The organism is Streptococcus sp. Marseille-Q7156 (assembly GCF_965119495.1).
Genome location: NZ_CBCPLU010000001.1, coordinates 1,003,078 through 1,023,903, shown reverse-complemented (window position 1 = coordinate 1,023,903; position 20,826 = coordinate 1,003,078). Strand labels below are relative to the sequence as shown.

Below are 20,826 nucleotides of genomic sequence, written 5' to 3'. Positions count from 1 at the left end.
TAATATGGTATAATATGATAAATTTGAAGGTGTGGAGGAAAAAATAAGATGTTTGTGAGAAAATTTGAACCTAAAGATGCAGAAAAAGTGTCAGAATTAGTTGTAACAACTTTAAGAACTACTAATATCAAAGATTATTCATTAGAGTATATAGAAAATGATGTAAAGATTTTGCAACCACAAAATATTTTAGAAAGAGCAAACTGGATGCATTTTTATGTGGTATGTGATGCTGAAAAGATTGTTGGGTGTGGGGCGATAGGACCATATTGGGATAAAGAAGATGAAAGTAGTCTTTTCACTATTTTTGTACTACCGGATTATCAAGGAAAAGGTGTAGGGCGAATGATTATTGAAACACTTGAGAAAGATGAATTTTTCCTTCGGGCAAAAAGAGTAGAAATTCCAGCTTCTATAACTGCAACACCTTTTTATTTGAAGATGGGATATAATTATAAGAATGGGATTACTCTTCCGGACGAAGAAGGGTTATTGAGATTGGAAAAATATAGATAAATTGAGGCTTTCTTGGCAACAACGGAAAGACAACTCCCAGTTTGTCGAACGTAAAGTATTAAAGACGATAGAAATAAAAAATCTATCGTCTTTTTCATGCCTATTTTCAATTTATATTGTGAGCAATAAATAGGGAAAACTCGCAAGAGTTGCTAACTAGTATTTCAAATGTAATCTCGGAATTATATGAATTATAACTAATAATACGGTAAACACTAATAGTTTACCGTAGGAATCTAAAGTTTAATCGGACAGACTTCGCTAGTCAGACAAAACTTTAGATTGAAAATTTTTAGTATGCTGATTGCCATTAAATTTACTTTTTCTGACAATATTATCACTCACCACTACTTTCCCAGTCATCCTAGTAGCTACTTCTTTCATAGCATTTGGCCTTAAATGAGAGTAGGTTCCAAGTGTTGTCTTAATATCAGCATGTCCTAGACGATTTTGCATTTCTAAATCATTCATTCCTAGAGAGAGCATAAAGCTGGCATGAGAATGCCTTAAATCGTGGATTCTTATTGATTTTATTTTTGCGTAATCACTATGAGATTTTAGAACACGTTTAAGAGTTGATTTTACCAACGGACTATCTGCTATGGAAAATACAAATTTACATTCTCCTATTTGAGATTGTGCTTTCTTCCAATATTTCAAATGTTCTAATGTATCATCATCAAGATACAAAAGCCTTACACCTGATATAGATTTTGTATCAGTAAGATACCACTCTTTTTGGCTTTTAATACATTGAGCAGTTTATTAAAGCAGTACCTTTTTCAAAATCTATTTTCGACCATTCAATAGCTTGTAATTCACTTGTCCTAACTCCAGTCATAAAGAAAAACCAAAATGTAGTAAAATACAATAATTCATAGATATTAGATTTATCAAATGTACTAATGAATAGCTGAAATTCTTCTACCGTCCAAAAATCAACTTTAGGACGGTCTTTTTTTACGTTTCCTACCGTCTTAGCAACATTATTTGACAACATACCCAATTTAACTGCTAAATCAAAAATCTGTTGTAACATTTGATGAACAGAACGAATATAATTATTAGATAACCCCTCTATAAACATTGCATTTTGCCACTTCTTTACATGAGGTGCTTGAATATCCGATAACTTTATATTCTCAAAAAATGACAGTCTTTTAAATTTTGATTGTGTCATATCAAAAGTACGTTTTCTTACTTGGCTCTTATAGTCTGGTATAAAATAATCATCAAGAAACTTTTTAAAAGTCATTGTGCTATTAACAGTTATAGAACCTTTACCAAAGTCGGCAAGCATACGTAAGCGCCACTCTTGAGCTTCCTTTTGCGTTTTAAAGCCATTCTTAAACTTTTGTATCCTTTTTCCAGTCTGAACATCAAAACCCAAAGAAACAGTCGCCCTATACGTGCCATTGCCCATAGGATAAATACTAGATATTTTAGGCATTTTCTTTGATTTCCGTATCTAACAAGCTATCTTCATCTATTTTCACTCCCAAAATTTCCTCAACTGTTTCAAGAGGTACACGTCCTAAACCTTTACTTTCATACCAAGTTAAGCCTTGACTAGCTAATTTTGCTTTAGCCTGTTTTACTAACATCATGGCTTGCCAACTTGAAAATCCTAATTTCATTAAATCTTTTTTTACAACAAACATACTTTTTTCCCTTTCTTTATGTTATAATTATCTTGGTTTTTTATTTTGATGTGTGATTGATTTTCACGCATCTTTTTTTTGCATCTATTCCATAAATTCCTATCATTCAGGAACATATAGATGTTACCTATTTCTTGCCTTACTGGTATACACTTCCCAAAGCGTACTATACGAAAGTCAGTATTATTGATTGTATTATCAATCACTATTTAATCAACTATCCTAAATAGTCAATATCTGACTTTTAGTGAGTGGGAATAGTCGTTTAAGGACTAGATTATTCCATGTAGTTTAATTAGCCAGTATCTTTGGATACTGGTTTTTACTTTATCGGATCTTTTTACTACTTGTTTCAACTGCTGAAAGATTAGAATTGTCAAAACAATCTGTCCAGGCTTGATTTTATGGCTTATTTACTATAAAATGAGAAGGAAAAACGTCAAACTTTTATATTGCAAATAGGAGAAAACATGACAAAAACATTAAAACGTCCTGAGGTTTTATCACCTGCAGGGACTTTAGAGAAGCTAAAGGTAGCTGTTCAGTATGGAGCAGATGCTGTCTTTATCGGTGGTCAGGCCTATGGTCTTCGTAGCCGTGCTGGAAACTTTACCTTTGAACAGATGGAAGAAGGTGTTCAGTTTGCGGCTAAGTACGGTGCCAAGGTCTATGTAGCTGCCAACATGGTTATGCACGAAGGAAATGAAGCTGGTGCTGGTGAGTGGTTCCGTAAACTGCGTGATATCGGAATCGCGGCAGTTATCGTGTCTGATCCTGCCTTGATTATGATTGCAGCGACAGAAGCGCCTGGTCTTGAAATCCACCTCTCTACCCAAGCCAGTGCCACTAACTATGAAACGCTTGAGTTCTGGAAAGAATTGGGCTTGACTCGTGTCGTTTTGGCGCGTGAGGTTTCGATGGAAGAATTAGCTGAAATCCGCAAACGTACTGATGTAGAAATTGAAGCCTTTGTCCACGGAGCCATGTGTATTTCTTACTCTGGTCGTTGTACTCTTTCAAACCACATGAGTATGCGTGATGCTAACCGTGGTGGTTGCTCTCAGTCTTGTCGTTGGAAATACGACCTTTACGATATGCCATTTGGTCAAGAACGCAAGAGCTTGAAAGGTGAAATTCCTGAAGAATTTTCAATGTCAGCCGTTGATATGTCTATGATTGACCATATTCCAGATATGATTGAAAATGGAGTGGACAGTCTTAAGATTGAAGGGCGTATGAAGTCTATTCACTACGTATCAACAGTAACCAACTGCTATAAGGCGGCTGTGGATGCATATCTTGAAAGTCCTGAAAAGTTTGAAGCTATTAAACAAGATTTAGTGGACGAAATGTGGAAGGTTGCTCAACGTGAATTGGCAACAGGTTTCTACTACGGTACACCATCTGAAAATGAGCAGTTGTTTGGTGCTCGCCGTAAAATTCCTGAGTACAAGTTTGTTGCTGAAGTGGTTTCTTATGATGATTCGACACAAACAGCAACTATTCGTCAACGGAACGTTATTAACGAAGGAGACCAAGTTGAGTTTTACGGCCCAGGTTTCCGTCATTTTGAAACGTATATCGAAGATTTGCATGATGCCAAAGGCAATAAAATCGACCGCGCTCCAAATCCAATGGAACTCTTGACTATTAAGGTGCCTCAACCCGTTCAAGCAGGAGACATGGTTCGTGCATTGAAAGAAGGACTCATCAATCTTTATAAGGAAGATGGAACCAGCGTCACAGTTCGTGCTTAATAAACATATAGGAGACGAAAGCTTTCTAGTTGCTTTCCCTTTAATCCTACTTACTAAAAGAGCATTAGGTTAAAGAAAATAGATAAATTTCCATCCGAGATTTCATCTCGGATTTTTTCAATATTTTCAGAAAGGTCTAGATAATGGTCGGATTTATTACAAGTTTTTTACAAAGTTTTCTATATAATAGACTCAAAAATAGTAAAATTGTAAATAATTTTCATTAAACGCTTTCAATGTTAGTAAAAAGTTGACAAATCCAATTTTTAGGACTAAACTAAGTAAGTAAATTTTAATTAAAAGGAGAATTCGTCATGAATTTAACATTTTTCGGTCTATGTCTTGCCTGTATGGGTGTATCTCTTGGTGAGGGTATGTTGATGAATGGTTTGTTGAAATCAGTAGCTCGCCAACCAGATATTATCGCTGAGTTTCGTAGCTTGATGTTTTTAGGGGTTGCCTTTATTGAAGGAACTTTCTTCGTAACTCTTGTCTTCTCATTTATTATTAAATAACGAAATATAAATTGGAGAAGGGAGAATGTTAGATGGAAGAAAGTATCAATCCAACCATCAATATTGGTCCTGTTACCTTTGATTTAACTTTGACAGCCTTGACTTTGCTGTCTGTGTTTCTGATTTTTGCATTTATCTATTGGGCAAGTCGTAATATGACCTTGAAACCCAAAGGTAAACAAAATGTACTAGAGTATCTCTATGATTTTGTAATTGGATTTACAGAACCTAACCTTGGTTCCCACTACATAAAAGATTACTCACTCTTTTACTTATGTTTATTTCTTTTTATGGTTATCGCCAATAATCTTGGTTTGATGGCTAAACTTCAAACAACAGATGGGACAAACCTTTGGACATCGCCAACTGCAAATCTTTCATTTGACCTTGTCTTGTCTTTCTGTATTATTGTGATGGCGCACATTGAGGGGATTCGTCGTCGTGGGATTAAACAATACCTAAAAGGTTTTGTAACTCCTGCATTTATGACACCGATGAATCTACTTGAAGAAGTCACGAATTTCCTTTCTCTTGCTTTGCGGATTTTTGGGAATATCTTTGCAGGTGAAGTAATGACAAGCTTGCTTCTTTTACTTTCACATCAGGCTATTTTTTGGTATCCAATCGCATTTGGGACAAACTTAGTTTGGACTGCATTTTCCGTGTTCATTTCTTGTGTACAGGCCTATGTCTTTACACTATTATCCTCTATGTACCTAGGAAATAAAATTAATGATGAAGAGTAGAAAGGAGTAACTGATGCACGTAACAGTAGGTGAATTAATTGGTAATTTTATTTTAATCGCTGGCTCTTTTATCCTTTTGCTAGTCTTGATTAAAAAATTTGCATGGTCTAATATTACAGGCATTTTCGAAGAAAGAGCTGAAAAAATTGCTTCAGATATTGATAGAGCTGAAGAAGCCCGTCAAAAAGCAGAAGTATTGGCTCAAAAACGCGAAGATGAATTGGCTGGTAGCCGTAAAGAAGCTAAGACAATCATTGAGAATGCGAAAGAAACAGCTGAGAAAAGTAAAGCTAGTATTTTAGCAGATGCTAAACTAGAAGCAGGACGCTTAAAAGAAAAAGCAAACCAAGAAATTGCTCAAAACAAAGCTGAAGCTTTACAAAGCGTTAAGGGTGAGGTAGCAGATTTGACAATCAGCTTGGCTGGTAAAATCATCTCACAAAACCTTGACGGTCATGCCCATAAAGAACTCATTGATCAGTATATCGATCAGCTAGGAGAAGCTTAATGGACAAGAAAACAGTAAAGGTAATTGAAAAATACAGCATGCCTTTTGTCCAATTGGTACTTGAAAAAGGAGAAGAAGACCGTATTTTTTCAGACTTGACTCAAATCAAGCAAGTTGCTGAAGAAACAGGTTTACCTTCTTTTTTAAAAAAAGTGGCAGTAGACGAGTCTGACAAGGAAAAAACGATTGCTTTCTTCCAAGACTCTGTGTCACCTTTATTGCAAAACTTGATCCAGGTTCTTATCTACAACCACAGAGCAAATCTTTTTTATGATGTGCTCGTAGATTGCTTGAACCGACTTGAAAAAGAAACAAATCGATTTGAAGTGACGATTACTTCAGCTCATCCTTTAACAGATGAACAGAAGAGTCGCTTGCTCCCTTTGATTGAGAAGAAAATGTCTCTGAAAGTAAGGAGTGTAAAAGAACAAATCGATGAAAGTCTCATTGGTGGTTTTGTCATTTTTGCCAATCACAAGACAATTGATGTGAGTATTAAACAACAACTTAAAGTTGTTAAAGAAAATTTGAAATAGAAAGTGGTGTTCTTTTGGCAATTAACGCACAAGAAATCAGCGCTTTAATTAAGCAACAAATTGAAAATTTCAAACCCAATTTTGATGTGACTGAAACAGGTGTTGTAACCTATATCGGGGACGGTATCGCGCGTGCTCACGGCCTTGAAAATGCCATGAGTGGAGAGTTGTTGATCTTTGAAAACGGCTCTTATGGGATGGCCCAAAACTTGGAGTCAACAGACGTCGGTATTATCATCCTAGGTGACTTTACAGATATCCGTGAGGGCGATACAATCCGCCGTACAGGAAAAATCATGGAAGTTCCAGTAGGTGAGAGTCTCATTGGTCGTGTTGTTGACCCGCTTGGTCGTCCAGTTGACGGTCTTGGTGAAATCCACACTGATAAAACTCGTCCAGTAGAAGCGTCAGCTCCTGGTGTTATGCAACGTAAGTCTGTATCAGAACCATTGCAAACTGGTTTGAAAGCTATTGATGCCCTTGTACCGATTGGTCGTGGTCAACGTGAGTTGATTATCGGTGACCGTCAGACAGGGAAAACAACCATTGCGATTGACACAATCTTGAACCAAAAAGGTCAAGATATGATCTGTATCTACGTAGCGATTGGACAGAAAGAATCAACAGTTCGTACGCAAGTAGAAACACTTCGTCAGTACGGTGCCTTGGACTACACAATCGTTGTGACTGCCTCTGCTTCACAACCATCTCCATTGCTCTTCCTAGCTCCTTATGCTGGGGTCGCCATGGCAGAAGAATTTATGTACCAAGGGAAACATGTTTTGATCGTTTATGATGATTTATCAAAACAAGCGGTAGCTTATCGTGAACTGTCACTCTTGCTTCGTCGTCCTCCAGGTCGTGAAGCCTTCCCAGGGGATGTTTTCTATCTTCACAGCCGTTTGCTTGAGCGCTCAGCTAAAGTTTCTGATGAACTTGGTGGTGGATCAATTACAGCCCTACCATTTATCGAGACACAAGCAGGAGATATCTCTGCCTATATCGCAACCAACGTGATTTCTATCACTGATGGACAAATCTTCCTTGGTGATGGTCTCTTCAATGCGGGTATTCGTCCAGCCATCGATGCGGGTTCATCTGTATCTCGTGTAGGTGGTTCTGCACAAATCAAAGCCATGAAAAAGGTTGCTGGTACACTTCGTATCGACCTTGCTTCATACCGTGAGTTGGAAGCTTTCACTAAGTTTGGTTCTGACTTGGATGCAGCAACACAGGCTAAGTTGAACCGTGGACGTCGTACAGTTGAAGTTTTGAAACAACCTGTTCACAAACCATTGCCTGTTGAGAAACAAGTAACCATTCTCTATGCTTTGACACATGGTTTCTTGGATACTGTTCCAGTAGATGATATTGTTCGTTTCGAGGAAGAGTTCCATGCCTTCTTTGATGCTCAACATCCAGAGATTTTGGAAACTATTCGTGAAACAAAAGACTTGCCAGAAGAAGCAGTCTTGGATGCTGCGATTACAGAGTTTCTCAATCAAACCAGCTTCCAATAAGAATAGAGGTGTCAGATGGCAGTATCTCTAAATGATATTAAAACAAAAATCGCCTCAACAAAAAATACGAGTCAAATCACTAATGCCATGCAGATGGTATCAGCTGCTAAGCTAGGTCGTTCTGAAGAAGCTGCTCGCAACTTCCAAGTTTATGCTCAGAAAGTTCGTAAACTTTTGACGGATATTCTTCATGGGAATGGAGCTGGTAGTTCAACCAATCCCATGTTGATTAGCCGTCCAGTTAAGAAGACAGGCTATATCGTCATTACTTCAGATCGCGGTTTGGTTGGAGGGTATAATTCTTCTATTCTGAAAGCCGTTATGGAGTTGAAGGAAGAATACCATCCAGATGGTCAAGGTTTTGAAATGATCTGTATCGGTGGAATGGGAGCTGACTTCTTTAAGGCCCGTGGTATTCAACCACTTTATGAACTACGTGGCTTGGCAGACCAACCTAGCTTTGATGAAGTTCGTAAGATTATTTCAAAAACTGTTGAAATGTACCAAAATGAACTCTTTGATGAGCTCTATGTCTGCTACAACCACCATGTCAATACGCTAACCAGTCAAATGCGTGTGGAGCAAATGCTTCCGATTGTTGACTTGGATCCAAATGAAGCGGATGAAGACTACAGCTTGACTTTTGAATTGGAGACAGGCCGAGAAGAAATTTTGGAGCAGTTGTTGCCTCAGTTTGCAGAAAGTATGATTTACGGGGCTATTATCGATGCCAAGACAGCTGAAAATGCTGCTGGTATGACAGCCATGCAAACAGCGACAGATAATGCTAAGAAAGTCATTAATGATTTGACAATTCAGTATAACCGTGCCAGACAGGCGGCGATTACACAAGAAATTACAGAAATCGTAGCAGGAGCTAGTGCCTTAGAATAGGCACTAGTCCAGCTCGTATGAAAATGAACTTAGGACCTAGTTGAGCTAGGAACCGACAGTATCTTATATAGAATAGGAGAAGGAGATGAGTTCAGGTAAAATTGCTCAGGTTATCGGTCCCGTTGTAGACGTCTTGTTTGCAGCAGGGGAAGAACTTCCTGAGATTAACAATGCACTTGTCGTCTACAAAAATGACGAAAGAAAAACAAAAATCGTCCTTGAAGTAGCCTTGGAGTTGGGAGATGGTATGGTCCGTACTATCGCCATGGAATCAACAGATGGATTGACTCGTGGAATGGAAGTATTGGACACAGGTCGTCCAATCTCTGTACCAGTAGGTAAAGAAACTTTGGGACGTGTCTTCAACGTTTTGGGAGATACCATTGACTTGGAAGCTCCTTTTACAGAAGACGCAGAGCGTCAGCCAATTCATAAAAAAGCTCCAACTTTTGATGAGTTGTCTACCTCTTCTGAAATCCTTGAAACAGGGATTAAGGTTATCGACCTTCTTGCCCCTTACCTTAAAGGTGGTAAGGTTGGACTTTTCGGTGGTGCCGGAGTTGGTAAAACCGTCTTGATCCAAGAATTGATTCATAACATTGCTCAAGAACACGGTGGTATTTCAGTATTTACTGGTGTTGGGGAACGTACTCGTGAGGGGAATGACCTTTACTGGGAAATGAAAGAATCAGGCGTTATCGAGAAAACAGCCATGGTATTTGGTCAGATGAATGAGCCACCAGGAGCACGTATGCGTGTTGCCCTTACTGGTTTGACAATCGCTGAATACTTCCGTGATGTAGAAGGCCAAGACGTGCTTCTCTTTATCGATAATATCTTCCGTTTCACTCAGGCTGGTTCAGAAGTATCTGCCCTTTTGGGTCGTATGCCATCAGCCGTTGGTTATCAACCAACCCTTGCTACGGAAATGGGTCAATTGCAAGAACGTATTACATCAACCAAGAAGGGTTCTGTAACCTCTATCCAAGCTATCTATGTGCCAGCGGATGACTATACTGACCCAGCGCCAGCAACAGCCTTCGCTCACTTGGATTCTACTACAAACTTGGAACGTAAGTTGGTACAATTGGGTATTTATCCAGCCGTTGACCCACTTGCTTCAAGCTCACGTGCCTTGGCACCTGAAATTGTTGGAGAAGAGCACTATGCAGTTGCTGCTGAAGTAAAACGTGTCCTTCAACGTTACCATGAATTGCAAGATATCATTGCTATCCTTGGTATGGATGAGCTTTCTGATGAAGAAAAGACCTTGGTTGCTCGTGCCCGTCGTATCCAGTTCTTCTTGTCACAAAACTTTAATGTTGCGGAACAATTTACTGGTCAGCCAGGTTCTTATGTTCCAGTTGCTGAAACTGTTCGTGGATTTAAGGAAATCCTTGATGGTAAACATGACCACTTGCCAGAAGATGCCTTCCGTGGTGTAGGTTCTATCGAAGATGTGATTGCAAAAGCTGAAAAAATGGGATTTTAAGAGGTGATCTATGGCTCAGTTAACTGTCCAGATCGTGACACCAGATGGTCTCGTCTATGATCACCATGCCAGCTATGTATCGGTTCGAACTCTGGATGGTGAGATGGGGATCTTGCCACGACATGAAAATATGATTGCGGTTTTAGCAGTTGATGAAGTAAAGGTAAAGCGTATTGATGATGAAGATCACGTGAACTGGATTGCAGTAAACGGAGGCGTTATTGAAATTGCCAATAATACCATCACAATCGTTGCGGATTCTGCAGAACGTGCTCGTGATATCGATATCAGTCGTGCAGAACGTGCCAAGCTTCGAGCAGAGCGTGAAATTGAAGAAGCACAAGACAAAAACTTGATTGATCAAGAACGTCGTGCTAAGATTGCACTGCAACGTGCCATTAACCGTATTAATGTCGGAAAAAGACTATAAGAAAAAAATGAACTTGAGTTACCAAGTTCATTTTTTATGTTTTCTTAAGGGGCAAAACTGATGCAGACCGCTTCTGGAACATGGAAGTCGTTAGAAAGTTCTGCTAGACGACCAGTTTCAGGATTGCGTTTAAAAACGGTTGCATTGTCAGAGTCTTGATGGACAGCAATGACAAATTCTTGGTCTGGTGTCAAATCAAAATCACGTGGAGTCTGACCATGTGTCGGAACGATTTCTAACAACTCTAAGCTACCGTCCGCAAGTATTGTATATACTGCGATAGAATCATGACCACGGTTAGAAGCGTAGAGGTATTTACCATCTTTAGAGAGACGAATAGCAGCAGTACCATTAAAGCCTTCATAACCGTCTGGTAGAGTTGAAATGATTTGCATGCGTTCAAATTCGCCAACACCATCGTAGATTAGAACCTCGATAGTGCTATTGAGTTCACAAATGAGATAAGCGATTTTATAATGGTTATGGAAAATAATATGGCGTGAGCCTGCTCCTGGCTGGCTATGATAGGTATAGAGCTTAGATAATTTTCCTTCTTGATCAAGGTCATAGGTGATGACTTGGTCAGTACCCAAATCACAGGTCACTAGATAGTGGTCAGGTGTTAAGTCTGTAAAGTGAACATGAGGAGATGCTTGATTTTCATGTGGACCTTGGCCACTGTGTTGATCCACATCACTAAGTAGAAGACTACCGTCTTCCTGACGTTTATAAACAAGGACCTGTCCTTTATGGTAGTTGGCTGCATAGACCAAATTACGCTTTTCATCAACGGCAACATAACAGTGGGGAGCTCCTTCTTCAACGACATGATTTAATAAAGTCCCGTCAGTTTGATAGGCTGCAATTCCTCCCTTATCGTCTTGACTACCAACAGTGTATAAATGTTGGTGCTGGTCAAAGGCAAGGTAGGTTGGGCTTGGTTCAGCTGCAAAAAGTTCTAGATTTGAAAGCTGACCAGTTTCTGTATCAAAGTCTGCCTTGTAAATCCCTTGAGAAGTACGACGTGTATAAGTTCCAAAATAAACAGTTTCTTTCATAACTTTACCTCTATATAAAGATAAGACTATTATATCACAAAAATGCTAGTATGAAAAAATCAAGCTTGGCAAGAGATTTTCCACATTCTTTTCATGATAATATTAAGAATGTTTTCATTGATTTACTTAATAAAAGTGCTATAATAATCTTATACAAATTGCAAAGGAGTTTGTTTATGAAAAAACGTGTTTTCTTAGCAGCAGGAGTTGCTGTACTCTCGGCAGCTCTCCTAGCAGCGTGTTCATCTGGTAATGCTAATAAAGAAGCAAAAAAACCAGTTACTTATGCCTATGTATTTTCATCAGATCCTTCGACTCTGGATTATACAGTTTCTGGAAATGTCAGCACTAAACAGGTCACAGGTAACGTTATTGACGGTTTGCTTGAAAATGACCAATATGGGAATCTTGTTCCATCAGTTGCAGAAGATTGGACTGTTTCCAAAGATGGTTTGACCTATACCTATAAAATCCGTCAGGGTGTCAAATGGTATACCAATGAGGGGGAAGAGTATGGTGAAGTCAAGGCTCAAGACTTTGTAACTGGTCTGAAGCATGCAGCAAATAAAAAATCACAGGCCCTCTATTTGGTACAGGAATCAATTAAAGGATTGGATGACTATGTAAATGGGAAAACAACGGATTTTTCTACTGTTGGTGTAAAAGCAACAGACGATTATACTGTTGTTTATACTTTGAACCATCCAGAATCTTTCTGGAATTCAAAAACAACAATGGGAGTTCTTGCACCAGTCAATGAAGACTTTTTAGCTTCTAAAGGAGATGACTTTGGTAAACCAACGGATGTAACGAGCATTCTATACAATGGGCCATTTCTCCTCAAAGGTCTTACATCTAAGTCTTCTATAGAAATGACCAAAAACCAAAATTATTGGGATAAGCAGAATGTCTTTATTGATGATATCAAGTTATCCTTCTTTGATGGTCAAGATGCAGACTCTCTAGGACGCGGTTTTGATGAGGGACACTATCCAGCTGCACCACTCTTTAAAAACTCTGCTAACTATGAACGTCTAAAAGAAAAATACAAGGATAATATTGTGTATGGTCAACAGCGTGGAGGAGTTTTTTATATCTCAACCAATATCGACCGTGTAAATTACAATCACACTGCTAAAACAAGTGATACAGAAAAAACTTCTACTAAGAAAGCCTTGTTAAACAAAGATTTCCGTCAAGCCTTGGCTTTTGCGGTAGATCGTAAAGCAGGGATCTCTCAAGTATTTGGTGATGAAGTAGGACCTCGTAAGTTACGGACAAGTTTCACTCCTCCAACATTTGTTCAAGTAGGAGATCAAACATTTGGTCAAGTTACTAAGACAGAATTGGATAAATTGGATAATGTCTGGAAAGATGTTAGTCTTGATGATGCCCAAGATTCACTTCATAATGTAGACAAGGCTAAAGCTAAGTTTGAAGCTGCTAAGAAAACCCTTCAAGCTGATGGAGTACAGTTCCCAATTCATTTAGATTTGCCAATTTCTTCATCAAATCCAGATTTTATTCGTCAGGTTCAGTCTTATAAACAATCCATTGAGGAAGCCTTAGGCTCTGATAATGTAGTTGTTGATATTCAACAAGTTTCTGATGATGAATTGGGAAGCATGACTGTTCTAGCTACTTCCAATACCAATACCGACTGGGATATTAATGCAGTCAGTGGTTGGAGTCCAGACTTTGCTGATCCATCGACTTATCTAGATGTATTTGATCCAACTTCAGGTCCAAGTCTCCTAAGTGCTCTTGGTGTAGCACCAGGAACAGACAATCCAGTTATTAAAACAGTTGGATTGGATAAATACAAAGAACTGATTGATGATGCAAATAGTGAGAAAACAGACCTTCAAAAACGTTATTCCAAATATTCTAAGGCCCAAGCTTGGTTGTCAGATAGTGCACTTGTTATTCCAGTATACTCTGATGGTGCTCAAATGCTAGTGACGAAAATGGTTCCTGGCAGTGGTGCCGGTGGCTGGGTAGGTGACAAGACTAGTGAAAATAGCTACAAGTATCTGAAAATCCAAGATAAGATAGTCACTACTAAAGAAATGGATGAGTTCCGCAAGAAATTTGCTGATGAAAAAGCCAAATCCAATGCTGATTATCAGAAGAACTTAGACCGTCATATTCAAGACTAATTAAATCTCCTCTTTTGAGGGGATTTTTTATGTCGCTGTCTCCATGTAAGCACTTTAAAAAAGAGTTATTTTGGCCTAAAAATGGTATAATGAAAGGACGACAGAAAGGAATTATATATGGAACAAAAAGAGAAACATTTTAGCCTATCTTGGTTTTTCAAGTGGTTTTTGGATAACAAGGCCATTACGGTATTTTTGGTAACCTTATTATTGGGACTCAATCTTTTTATTTTAAGTAAGATTAGTTTTTTATTTTCACCTGTTTTAGACTTTTTGGCAGTCGTGATGTTGCCAGTTATTCTATCTGGTTTGCTATATTATTTATTAAATCCTATTGTTGATTGGATGGAGAAGCATAAGGTTAATCGTGTTATAGCTATCACTATTGTCTTTGTCATCATCGCTCTCTTTATCATTTGGGGCTTGGCAGTAGCTATTCCAAATCTGCAACGTCAAGTTTTAACATTTGCAAGAAACGTACCAATATACCTCGAAGATGCTGACAGAGTTATTGACGATTTGGTAACCAAGCGTTTATCAGATGATTTCAGACCACAGTTAGAGCAAGTTTTGACAAACTTCTCAAGTCAGGCTACAGTTTGGGCAAGTAAGGTTTCATCTCAGGCTGTTAACTGGGTGAGCGCTTTTATTAGTGGGGCATCTCAAGTGATTGTTGCCTTGATTATCGTTCCTTTCATGCTCTTTTATCTCTTGCGTGATGGGAAAGGCTTGCGTCACTATTTGACCCAATTCATGCCAATGAAATTGAAAGAACCTGTTGGACAAGTTTTATCAGATGTGAATCAACAGTTGTCTAACTATGTTCGAGGGCAAGTGACAGTGGCTATTATTGTAGCAGTAATGTTTATCGTCTTCTTTAAGATCATTGGTCTACGCTATGCGGTTACGCTGGGTGTTACTGCTGGTATCTTAAATCTGGTTCCTTATCTTGGTAGTTTCCTAGCCATGCTTCCTGCCCTAGTATTGGGTTTGATTGCTGGTCCAGTCATGCTTTTGAAAGTAGTGATTGTCTTTATCGTAGAACAAACTATTGAAGGCCGTTTTGTCTCTCCATTGATTTTGGGAAGTCAATTAAACATCCATCCCATTAATGTTCTCTTTGTCTTGTTGACTTCAGGATCCATGTTTGGCATATGGGGAGTCTTGCTCGGTATTCCGGTTTATGCCTCTGCTAAAGTTGTCATTTCAGCGATTTTTGAATGGTATAAGGTAGTCAGTGGCCTATATGAACTAGAAGGAGAGGAAGCTAAGAGTGAACAATAGTCAACAGATGTTACAGGCTTTGGAGGAGCAAGATTTAGTTAAGGCAGAGCACTACTTCGTCAAAGCTTTAGAAAATGATCCAAGTGACCTTCTGTATGAGTTGGCAACTTATCTTGAAGGGATTGGTTTTTATCCTCAGGCCAAGGAAATTTACCTGAAAATTGTAGGGGATTTCCCAGAGGTTAATCTCAATCTGGCAGCTATTGCTAGCGAGGATGGTCAAATAGAGGAAGCATTTGCGTACCTTGAGGAAATCCAAGCTGACAGTGACTGGTATGTTTCAGCTTTGGCACTTAAAGCAGACCTCTACCAGCTGGAAGGTTTGACAGATGTGGCGCGTGAGAAATTGTTAGAAGCATTGACTTACTCAGAGGATCCTCTCTTGATATTGGGCTTGGCAGAGTTGGATAGTGAGTTGGAAAATTACCAAGAAGCTATTCAAGGCTATGCTCAGTTAGATAATCGCTCAATTTATGAGCAAACAGGCATTTCTACCTATCAACGAATTGGCTTTGCCTATGCCCAGTTAGGGAAATTTGAAACAGCTATAGAGTTTTTAGAAAAAGCCCTGGAGTTAGAATACGATGACCTGACAGCTTTTGAGTTGGCCAGTCTTTACTTTGATCAAGAAGAATACCAAAAAGCTGTCCTCTACTTTAAGCAGATCGATACCATTTCTCCTGACTTTGAAGGCTATGAATATGGTTATAGCCAGGCCTTACATAAGGAACATCAAGTTCAAGAAGCCCTGCGTATCGCTAAGCAAGGCTTGGAGAAAAATCCTTTTGAAACAAGACTCTTGTTAGTAGCTTCACAATTTTCCTATGAATTGCATGATGCTAGTGGAGCAGAGAACTACCTCCTTACTGCTAAAGAAGATGCTGAGGATACGGAAGAAATCTTACTCCGTCTAGCAACTATTTATCTGGAGCAGGAGCGTTATGAAGACATTCTAGACTTGCAAAGTGAGGAGCCAGAAAATCTCTTGACCAAGTGGATGATTGCTCGTTCCTATCAAGAAATGGACGATTTGGATACTGCCTATGAACTTTACCAAGAGTTGGCAGGAGATTTAAAGGACAATCCAGAGTTTCTGGAACACTATATCTATCTCTTGCGTGAATTGGGCTACTTTGAGGAAGCCAAAGTCAATGCCCAAGCTTACTTAAAACTAGTTCCAGATGATGTGCAAATGCAAGAATTGTTTGAGACATTGTAAGAATCCATTAGTTACAGAAAACTGCAAGTTATCACTAGAGAGTAACTGTGGTTTTTTGTTTTAAAAAGGACAATTTTCAACTAATATATTCTCTTGAAAAAAGTTTCAACTAGGACTATAATATAAAATTATGAGTGATAGAGGAGGGAAATAATGCTTGATACGATAGCTCTACCGATTGAAGTCCGACACATTATTCTCATTTTATTGTCTTGTTTTTCTGGTTTTATCATTGGCTATTAAAGAAAATCTAAGCACAAGTAGGCTGGGAGAAAGACTCATATTTTGGTTGCCTTAACTGCAACTTTAATGATGATTTTATCAAAAGAAGCTTTCTTGGATACGCCTAATGATGATACTTCTAGGGTTGCGGCCCAAATTGTCAGTGGAATTAGTTTCATTGGTGGTGGTATTATTTTCATGAGGGATAAAAAAATCAGTGGTATCACCACAGCAGCTGGTATTTGGGCGACTGCAGGTATTGGAATGGCGATTGTTCTAGGCTTATTTTGCAGTTTAATTGTTGTCTCTGTTCAGAAAAATAGCTCCAAATTTTTGAAAAGCGATACTCATTATCATATCAGAATGACTGGATTTGTAACCAATAAATCTTCAATAGATACCTTGAATATTCTCATTGAACAGAAGGGATTTTATAATCTAAATATTGACATGGATAGGAATGAAAGTGGCTATAATCTCACAATTAGAGCTGATCACGATAAATCCATTTCTTACAAAATATGGCTGAGATTTTATGGCAATGTGACGAGAATTTTTATGTAAATCAGGTTAAGATTGTTTCATTAGAAGGATAGAGTTTTGTTTTCATAGCAAAACTCTTATTGGTGAATGGGGAAAGATACTTCTTATTCCCTATACTATGTATCAGTAGGAATTGACATAAAAGCATCAGATTAGCTCAGATAACATAATGAACTGGGAATATCTTGGAAAAAAGATTAGTTTATAAGATTTGGAACCGTTTTCTGTCACAATCTTTCGGGAAAGTAGTTGCTAAAAGATGTAAAAATTGATAGAATAAGGATTGTCTAAAAAATTTTAAGGAGAATCTATCAAATGGATTTCACATGGGCAATTAAATATGCCACTGAATTTTTGGGAACTGCTATTTTGATCATTCTTGGAAATGGTGCAGTTGCCAACGTTGAACTTAAAGGTACGAAAGGTCACCAAAGTGGCTGGATCGTTATCGCTGTTGGTTATGGTATGGGGGTTATGATCCCAGCCTTGATGTTTGGTAACGTATCTGGTAACCACATCAACCCAGCCTTCACTCTTGGACTTGCAATCAGCGGTCTTTTCCCTTGGGCTCAAGTTGCGCCTTATATCATCGCACAAGTTTTGGGTGCTATCTTTGGTCAAGCCTTGGTTGTGGCAACACACCGCCCATACTACTTGAAAACTGAAAATCCAAACAACATTTTGGGTACTTTCTCAACAATTTCAAGTTTGGATAATGGTACAAAAGAATCACATTTTGCAGCAACTGTTAACGGTTTTGTAAACGAGTTTGTTGGATCATTTGTTCTTTTCTTTGCAGCCCTTGGAATGACTAAAAACTTCTTTGGTTCTGAAGTGCTTCAATACATGAAACAAATGGCTAGTCAAGCAGGTCAAAATGTTGACTTTTCTGATTTAGCCATCAAAGCCCAAGTAGCACCACATACTGCTTCAGGACTTTCAGTAGCTCACTTGGCACTTGGATTCCTTGTTATGGCCTTGGTAACATCACTTGGTGGACCTACAGGACCTGCCTTGAACCCAGCCCGTGACTTGGGACCACGTCTCCTTCATGCTTTCCTTCCAAAATCAGTTCTTGGTGAGCACAAAGGCGATTCAAAATGGTGGTACTCTTGGGTACCAGTAGTAGCACCGATTGCAGCAGCAATTGCGGCAGTAGCTATTTTCAAATTCCTTTACTTATAAGAAATTGATTTCTCTATCTATTGTAATGGATTGAAGAAAAATTAAAAACGCATAATATTCAGGTGTTGAATGAACTGCACCCCAAAAGTTAGACAGAAAAATCTAACTTTTGGGGTGTTTTTATTATGTGACTATTAGTCCGTCTCGCTCTGTTAGGCGCGAGACAAAAAAACCACCCGCTATGCGGGTGCGCGTCGAAGGTTATACCCAAAAAACTCCAAACGCGATACAATGAAGGTGTTCAAGCCAATTGTAAAGCGAAAGGAGAAAAATATGGCACAAAAGGCTCATAGTTTATCGCACACAAAGTGGCACTGTAAGTATCACATTGTGTTTACCCCTAAGTATAGACGAAAAGTCATCTATAATCAATATCGAAGTAGTTTAGGCGGAATATTTCATCGCTTGTGTAGTTATAAAGGAGTTGAAATTATCGAGGGTCACTTAATGCCAGACCATGTACACATGTTAGTAAGTATTCCACCAAGGATAAGTGTTTCGAGTTTCATGGGTTATTTAAAAGGAAAAAGTGCACTCATGATGTTTGACAAACACGCCAATCTCAAGTACAAGTTTGGGAATCGGCATTTCTGGGCGGAAGGTTATTATGTGAGTACAGTAGGACTTAATGAAGGCACAATTAAGAAATATATTCAAGAACAGGAAAAGCATGATATAGCACTAGATAAATTAAGTGTAAAAGAATATGAGGATCCCTTTAGGGATAGTGGTAAGTAATACTAAAGCCTCTTTGAGAGGCAAGTGACGAGTCAAGAGCGATAAGGCTTGAACAAAGTGAAAGTCAGCGTCTTTAGGCGCTGGCTGGTAATTTGGACTTATAGCCCTGGGACAAACCACCCGTTTGACGGGTGGTCATGATTGTAGGAATAATTACTTCATTTTCTCCTGAAATTGAGTTTTTCCCCAGCCTTTTTGTAGTTTATATGGTCGTCCTTAATCAGTTTTCGCGATAAGCTGTAATACTGTGACTATACCATTCTTGCATTTCTTTTGATGGTGGTGTCATATAATCGCCATACATCTGGGTTAAAAATTGGTCATATTTTTTAGGAACTGGTAACATACGACCTTCAAACTCAGTTAAGATGAGTTCTTTAAAGGTATCAACTGGGAAGACTTCTTTCATTCCTTCCTTACCAATTCCAATTCCTCCTTCATATAGAGGATTACTAGTTGCAGCATTTTTGACTAACTGATCAATTTTCTTGTAAAAGTAGCGAGGATTGACAAAGCGGAGGGCGTACCAGCTACATAATCTTAGAAAATCTTTTAATTTGCTATCACCGTGAACTGCGCGTGATTTTTTAATATAGGCTAGTTGACGAAGGGCTACATACTTATAACTCTTGTCGACAATGCTCAAGTCTGTAAAGCGATCAATTGGGAAGACATCGATAAAGAGACTGGTGTCATGACGCTTGTACTTAACATGGTCTTCGATAACAGTAGAAGTATCCAAAATCGATGCGAAATTATGGAAGTACCAAGAAGAGGTGTCGTAGGAAAGAACCTTGTAGCGAGGGTGATTTTCTTTTTCTATAATATCCAGTAAACGTTCATAATCCTCACGATAGAGAGAAATATCAATATCATCATCCCAAGGAATCATACCTTTGTGGCGGATAGCTCCAAGCATGGTTCCATAACTGAGAAAATAAGGAATATTATGTTTCTTACAAGTCTCATCAATATAATCTAGAAGGGCTAGTTGAATTTCTTTAATTTCTTCTTTTTCTAAATATTGCATCCTAATCCTCCAATTTGTAAGCGTGAAATTCATGACTGTAGAAGCGTTTTTCTTCAGGTGGCAAGGTCATATAGTCTCCATAAAATTGAGTCAAAATAGTATCAAATTTTTCAGGTGCAGGAAGGCTTAAATTCTCAAAGGGTAAATCAATTGTTTTATCAAAGGTACCACTTGGGAAGACTTCCTTTTCCTTAAATTTAGAAGGGATAAAGGCCATATACTGTCCATCCTCACGACTATATTTCTGAATTTCTTTCTCGATTTTATGTGCGAAATAACGAGGAGAAACAGGTCGAAGGAGCAACCAAAAGGCTGTTCGTATCCAATCTTTTAAAAGGCTATCCTTATAGACAATATTTTTATGTTTACTGAAAGACAGAAGTTTGAAGCTTTCCAGTTTATAACAAGTATCAATGACCTTAGGATCATCAAATCGATCCATAGGGAAAATATCGATAAAAACACCAGACTCATAGGTTTTTGTATTTCGAGTATCAATAATTTTAGTTGTACTGTCGGTTATTTTGATAAAGTTGTTAAAGTAGTTCTTATCAGTTTCTAAGGAAAGGAGCTTATATTTACTTTCTTCCTTTTGAAAAATGTTTATAAATCGTTGGTAGTCTTCTCGAGGCATGGACAGATCAATATCATCGTCCCAAGGGATAAAGCCCTGATGTCGAACTGCCCCAATCAGAGTACCGTAGTTAATAATATAGTTGATATTGTGCTTTTTACAGAGAGTATCAATATAATCTAAAATTTCTAATTCAATTTGTTTGGCATCTTCAATGGTTAGTTGTTTCATTCTAAACT

20 protein-coding genes and 1 pseudogene are annotated in these 20,826 nt (G+C 38.4%); 16 read left to right on the top strand and 5 right to left on the bottom strand.

Annotation, left to right across the window (positions count from 1 at the left end; all coding sequences use genetic code 11):
- Positions 1-48: 48 nt before the first annotated feature.
- The gene (locus ACWPV5_RS04785; RefSeq protein ID WP_004635121.1) at positions 49-516 is read left to right on the top strand and encodes a GNAT family N-acetyltransferase; all 468 of its coding nucleotides are present in this window, start codon (positions 49-51) and stop codon (positions 514-516) included.
- 261 nt (positions 517-777) lie between these two features.
- On the opposite strand, the pseudogene ACWPV5_RS04780 reads toward ACWPV5_RS04785, so the two are convergent.
- Both ACWPV5_RS04780 and ACWPV5_RS04775 read right to left on the bottom strand, forming a co-directional pair.
- Positions 778-1,966 (bottom strand): annotated as a pseudogene (locus ACWPV5_RS04780) (site-specific integrase).
- Complete coding sequence (locus ACWPV5_RS04775; RefSeq protein WP_178894743.1) at positions 1,959-2,177, bottom strand: DUF3173 family protein; 219 nt, start codon at positions 2,175-2,177, stop codon at positions 1,959-1,961. Before ACWPV5_RS04775 ends, ACWPV5_RS04780 begins: the two are co-directional and overlap by 8 nt.
- Before the next feature lie 470 nt (positions 2,178-2,647).
- On the opposite strand from ACWPV5_RS04775, the gene ACWPV5_RS04770 reads away from it, so the two are divergent.
- From ACWPV5_RS04770 to ACWPV5_RS04730, 9 genes are all read left to right on the top strand, one after another.
- On the top strand, positions 2,648-3,934 hold the full coding sequence (locus ACWPV5_RS04770) for a peptidase U32 family protein (RefSeq protein ID WP_020900641.1): 1,287 nt from the start codon (positions 2,648-2,650) through the stop codon (positions 3,932-3,934).
- 314 nt (positions 3,935-4,248) lie between these two features.
- Complete coding sequence (locus tag ACWPV5_RS04765) at positions 4,249-4,449, top strand: F0F1 ATP synthase subunit C (RefSeq protein WP_001054559.1); 201 nt, start codon at positions 4,249-4,251, stop codon at positions 4,447-4,449.
- A 32-nt stretch (positions 4,450-4,481) separates the two neighbouring features.
- Positions 4,482-5,195, top strand: a complete 714-nt coding sequence (gene atpB, locus ACWPV5_RS04760) for a F0F1 ATP synthase subunit A (protein WP_000392860.1) — start codon at positions 4,482-4,484, stop codon at positions 5,193-5,195.
- Positions 5,196-5,208: 13 nt separating this feature from the next.
- On the top strand, positions 5,209-5,703 hold the full coding sequence (atpF, locus tag ACWPV5_RS04755; RefSeq protein ID WP_000558549.1) for a F0F1 ATP synthase subunit B: 495 nt from the start codon (positions 5,209-5,211) through the stop codon (positions 5,701-5,703).
- Entirely contained in the window at positions 5,703-6,239 is a 537-nt protein-coding gene (locus ACWPV5_RS04750; RefSeq protein WP_033680125.1) for a F0F1 ATP synthase subunit delta, read from the top strand. The genes atpF and ACWPV5_RS04750 overlap by 1 nt, the downstream gene beginning before the upstream one ends.
- A 14-nt stretch (positions 6,240-6,253) precedes the next feature.
- Positions 6,254-7,759, top strand: coding sequence for a F0F1 ATP synthase subunit alpha (atpA, locus tag ACWPV5_RS04745; RefSeq protein WP_454382594.1), 1,506 nt, complete (start codon positions 6,254-6,256; stop codon positions 7,757-7,759).
- 15 nt (positions 7,760-7,774) lie between these two features.
- Complete coding sequence (locus ACWPV5_RS04740; protein WP_454382592.1) at positions 7,775-8,653, top strand: F0F1 ATP synthase subunit gamma; 879 nt, start codon at positions 7,775-7,777, stop codon at positions 8,651-8,653.
- Between the two features lie 85 nt (positions 8,654-8,738).
- Entirely contained in the window at positions 8,739-10,145 is a 1,407-nt protein-coding gene (atpD, locus tag ACWPV5_RS04735; RefSeq protein ID WP_000094352.1) for a F0F1 ATP synthase subunit beta, read from the top strand.
- A 10-nt stretch (positions 10,146-10,155) separates the two neighbouring features.
- Complete coding sequence (locus ACWPV5_RS04730) at positions 10,156-10,575, top strand: F0F1 ATP synthase subunit epsilon (RefSeq protein WP_000068043.1); 420 nt, start codon at positions 10,156-10,158, stop codon at positions 10,573-10,575.
- Positions 10,576-10,619: 44 nt separating this feature from the next.
- On the opposite strand, the gene ACWPV5_RS04725 is transcribed toward ACWPV5_RS04730, so the two are convergent.
- Entirely contained in the window at positions 10,620-11,633 is a 1,014-nt protein-coding gene (locus tag ACWPV5_RS04725) for a lactonase family protein (protein ID WP_261074938.1), read from the bottom strand.
- A gap of 176 nt (positions 11,634-11,809) precedes the next feature.
- Between ACWPV5_RS04725 and ACWPV5_RS04720 the strand changes: the two genes are divergently transcribed.
- The 6 genes from ACWPV5_RS04720 (at position 11,810) to tnpA (ending at position 18,983) form a co-directional block, all read left to right on the top strand.
- On the top strand, positions 11,810-13,792 hold the full coding sequence (locus tag ACWPV5_RS04720) for a peptide ABC transporter substrate-binding protein (protein WP_454382589.1): 1,983 nt from the start codon (positions 11,810-11,812) through the stop codon (positions 13,790-13,792).
- Positions 13,793-13,909: 117 nt separating this feature from the next.
- Positions 13,910-15,076 carry an AI-2E family transporter gene (locus ACWPV5_RS04715; RefSeq protein ID WP_454382587.1) on the top strand — a complete coding sequence of 389 codons (1,167 nt, stop codon included), beginning with the start codon at positions 13,910-13,912 and terminating at the stop codon, positions 15,074-15,076.
- Positions 15,066-16,295, top strand: a complete 1,230-nt coding sequence (locus ACWPV5_RS04710) for a tetratricopeptide repeat protein (protein ID WP_454382585.1) — start codon at positions 15,066-15,068, stop codon at positions 16,293-16,295. Before ACWPV5_RS04715 ends, ACWPV5_RS04710 begins: the two co-directional genes overlap by 11 nt.
- A gap of 285 nt (positions 16,296-16,580) precedes the next feature.
- Positions 16,581-17,081: an MgtC/SapB family protein gene (locus ACWPV5_RS04705; protein ID WP_454382583.1), complete on the top strand. Its 501-nt coding sequence runs from the start codon at positions 16,581-16,583 to the stop codon at positions 17,079-17,081.
- Positions 17,082-17,375: 294 nt separating this feature from the next.
- Positions 17,376-18,245: an aquaglyceroporin Gla gene (gene gla, locus ACWPV5_RS04700; RefSeq protein WP_049491488.1), complete on the top strand. Its 870-nt coding sequence runs from the start codon at positions 17,376-17,378 to the stop codon at positions 18,243-18,245.
- Between the two features lie 273 nt (positions 18,246-18,518).
- Positions 18,519-18,983: an IS200/IS605 family transposase gene (tnpA, locus tag ACWPV5_RS04695; protein WP_454382581.1), complete on the top strand. Its 465-nt coding sequence runs from the start codon at positions 18,519-18,521 to the stop codon at positions 18,981-18,983.
- Positions 18,984-19,203: 220 nt separating this feature from the next.
- On the opposite strand, the gene ACWPV5_RS04690 is transcribed toward tnpA, so the two are convergent.
- Complete coding sequence (locus ACWPV5_RS04690; RefSeq protein WP_454382579.1) at positions 19,204-20,013, bottom strand: LicD family protein; 810 nt, start codon at positions 20,011-20,013, stop codon at positions 19,204-19,206.
- 1 nt (position 20,014) lies between these two features.
- A complete protein-coding gene (locus ACWPV5_RS04685) occupies positions 20,015-20,818 on the bottom strand; it encodes a LicD family protein (RefSeq protein ID WP_454382577.1) in 804 nt (267 codons plus the stop codon).
- Positions 20,819-20,826 lie beyond the last annotated feature (8 nt).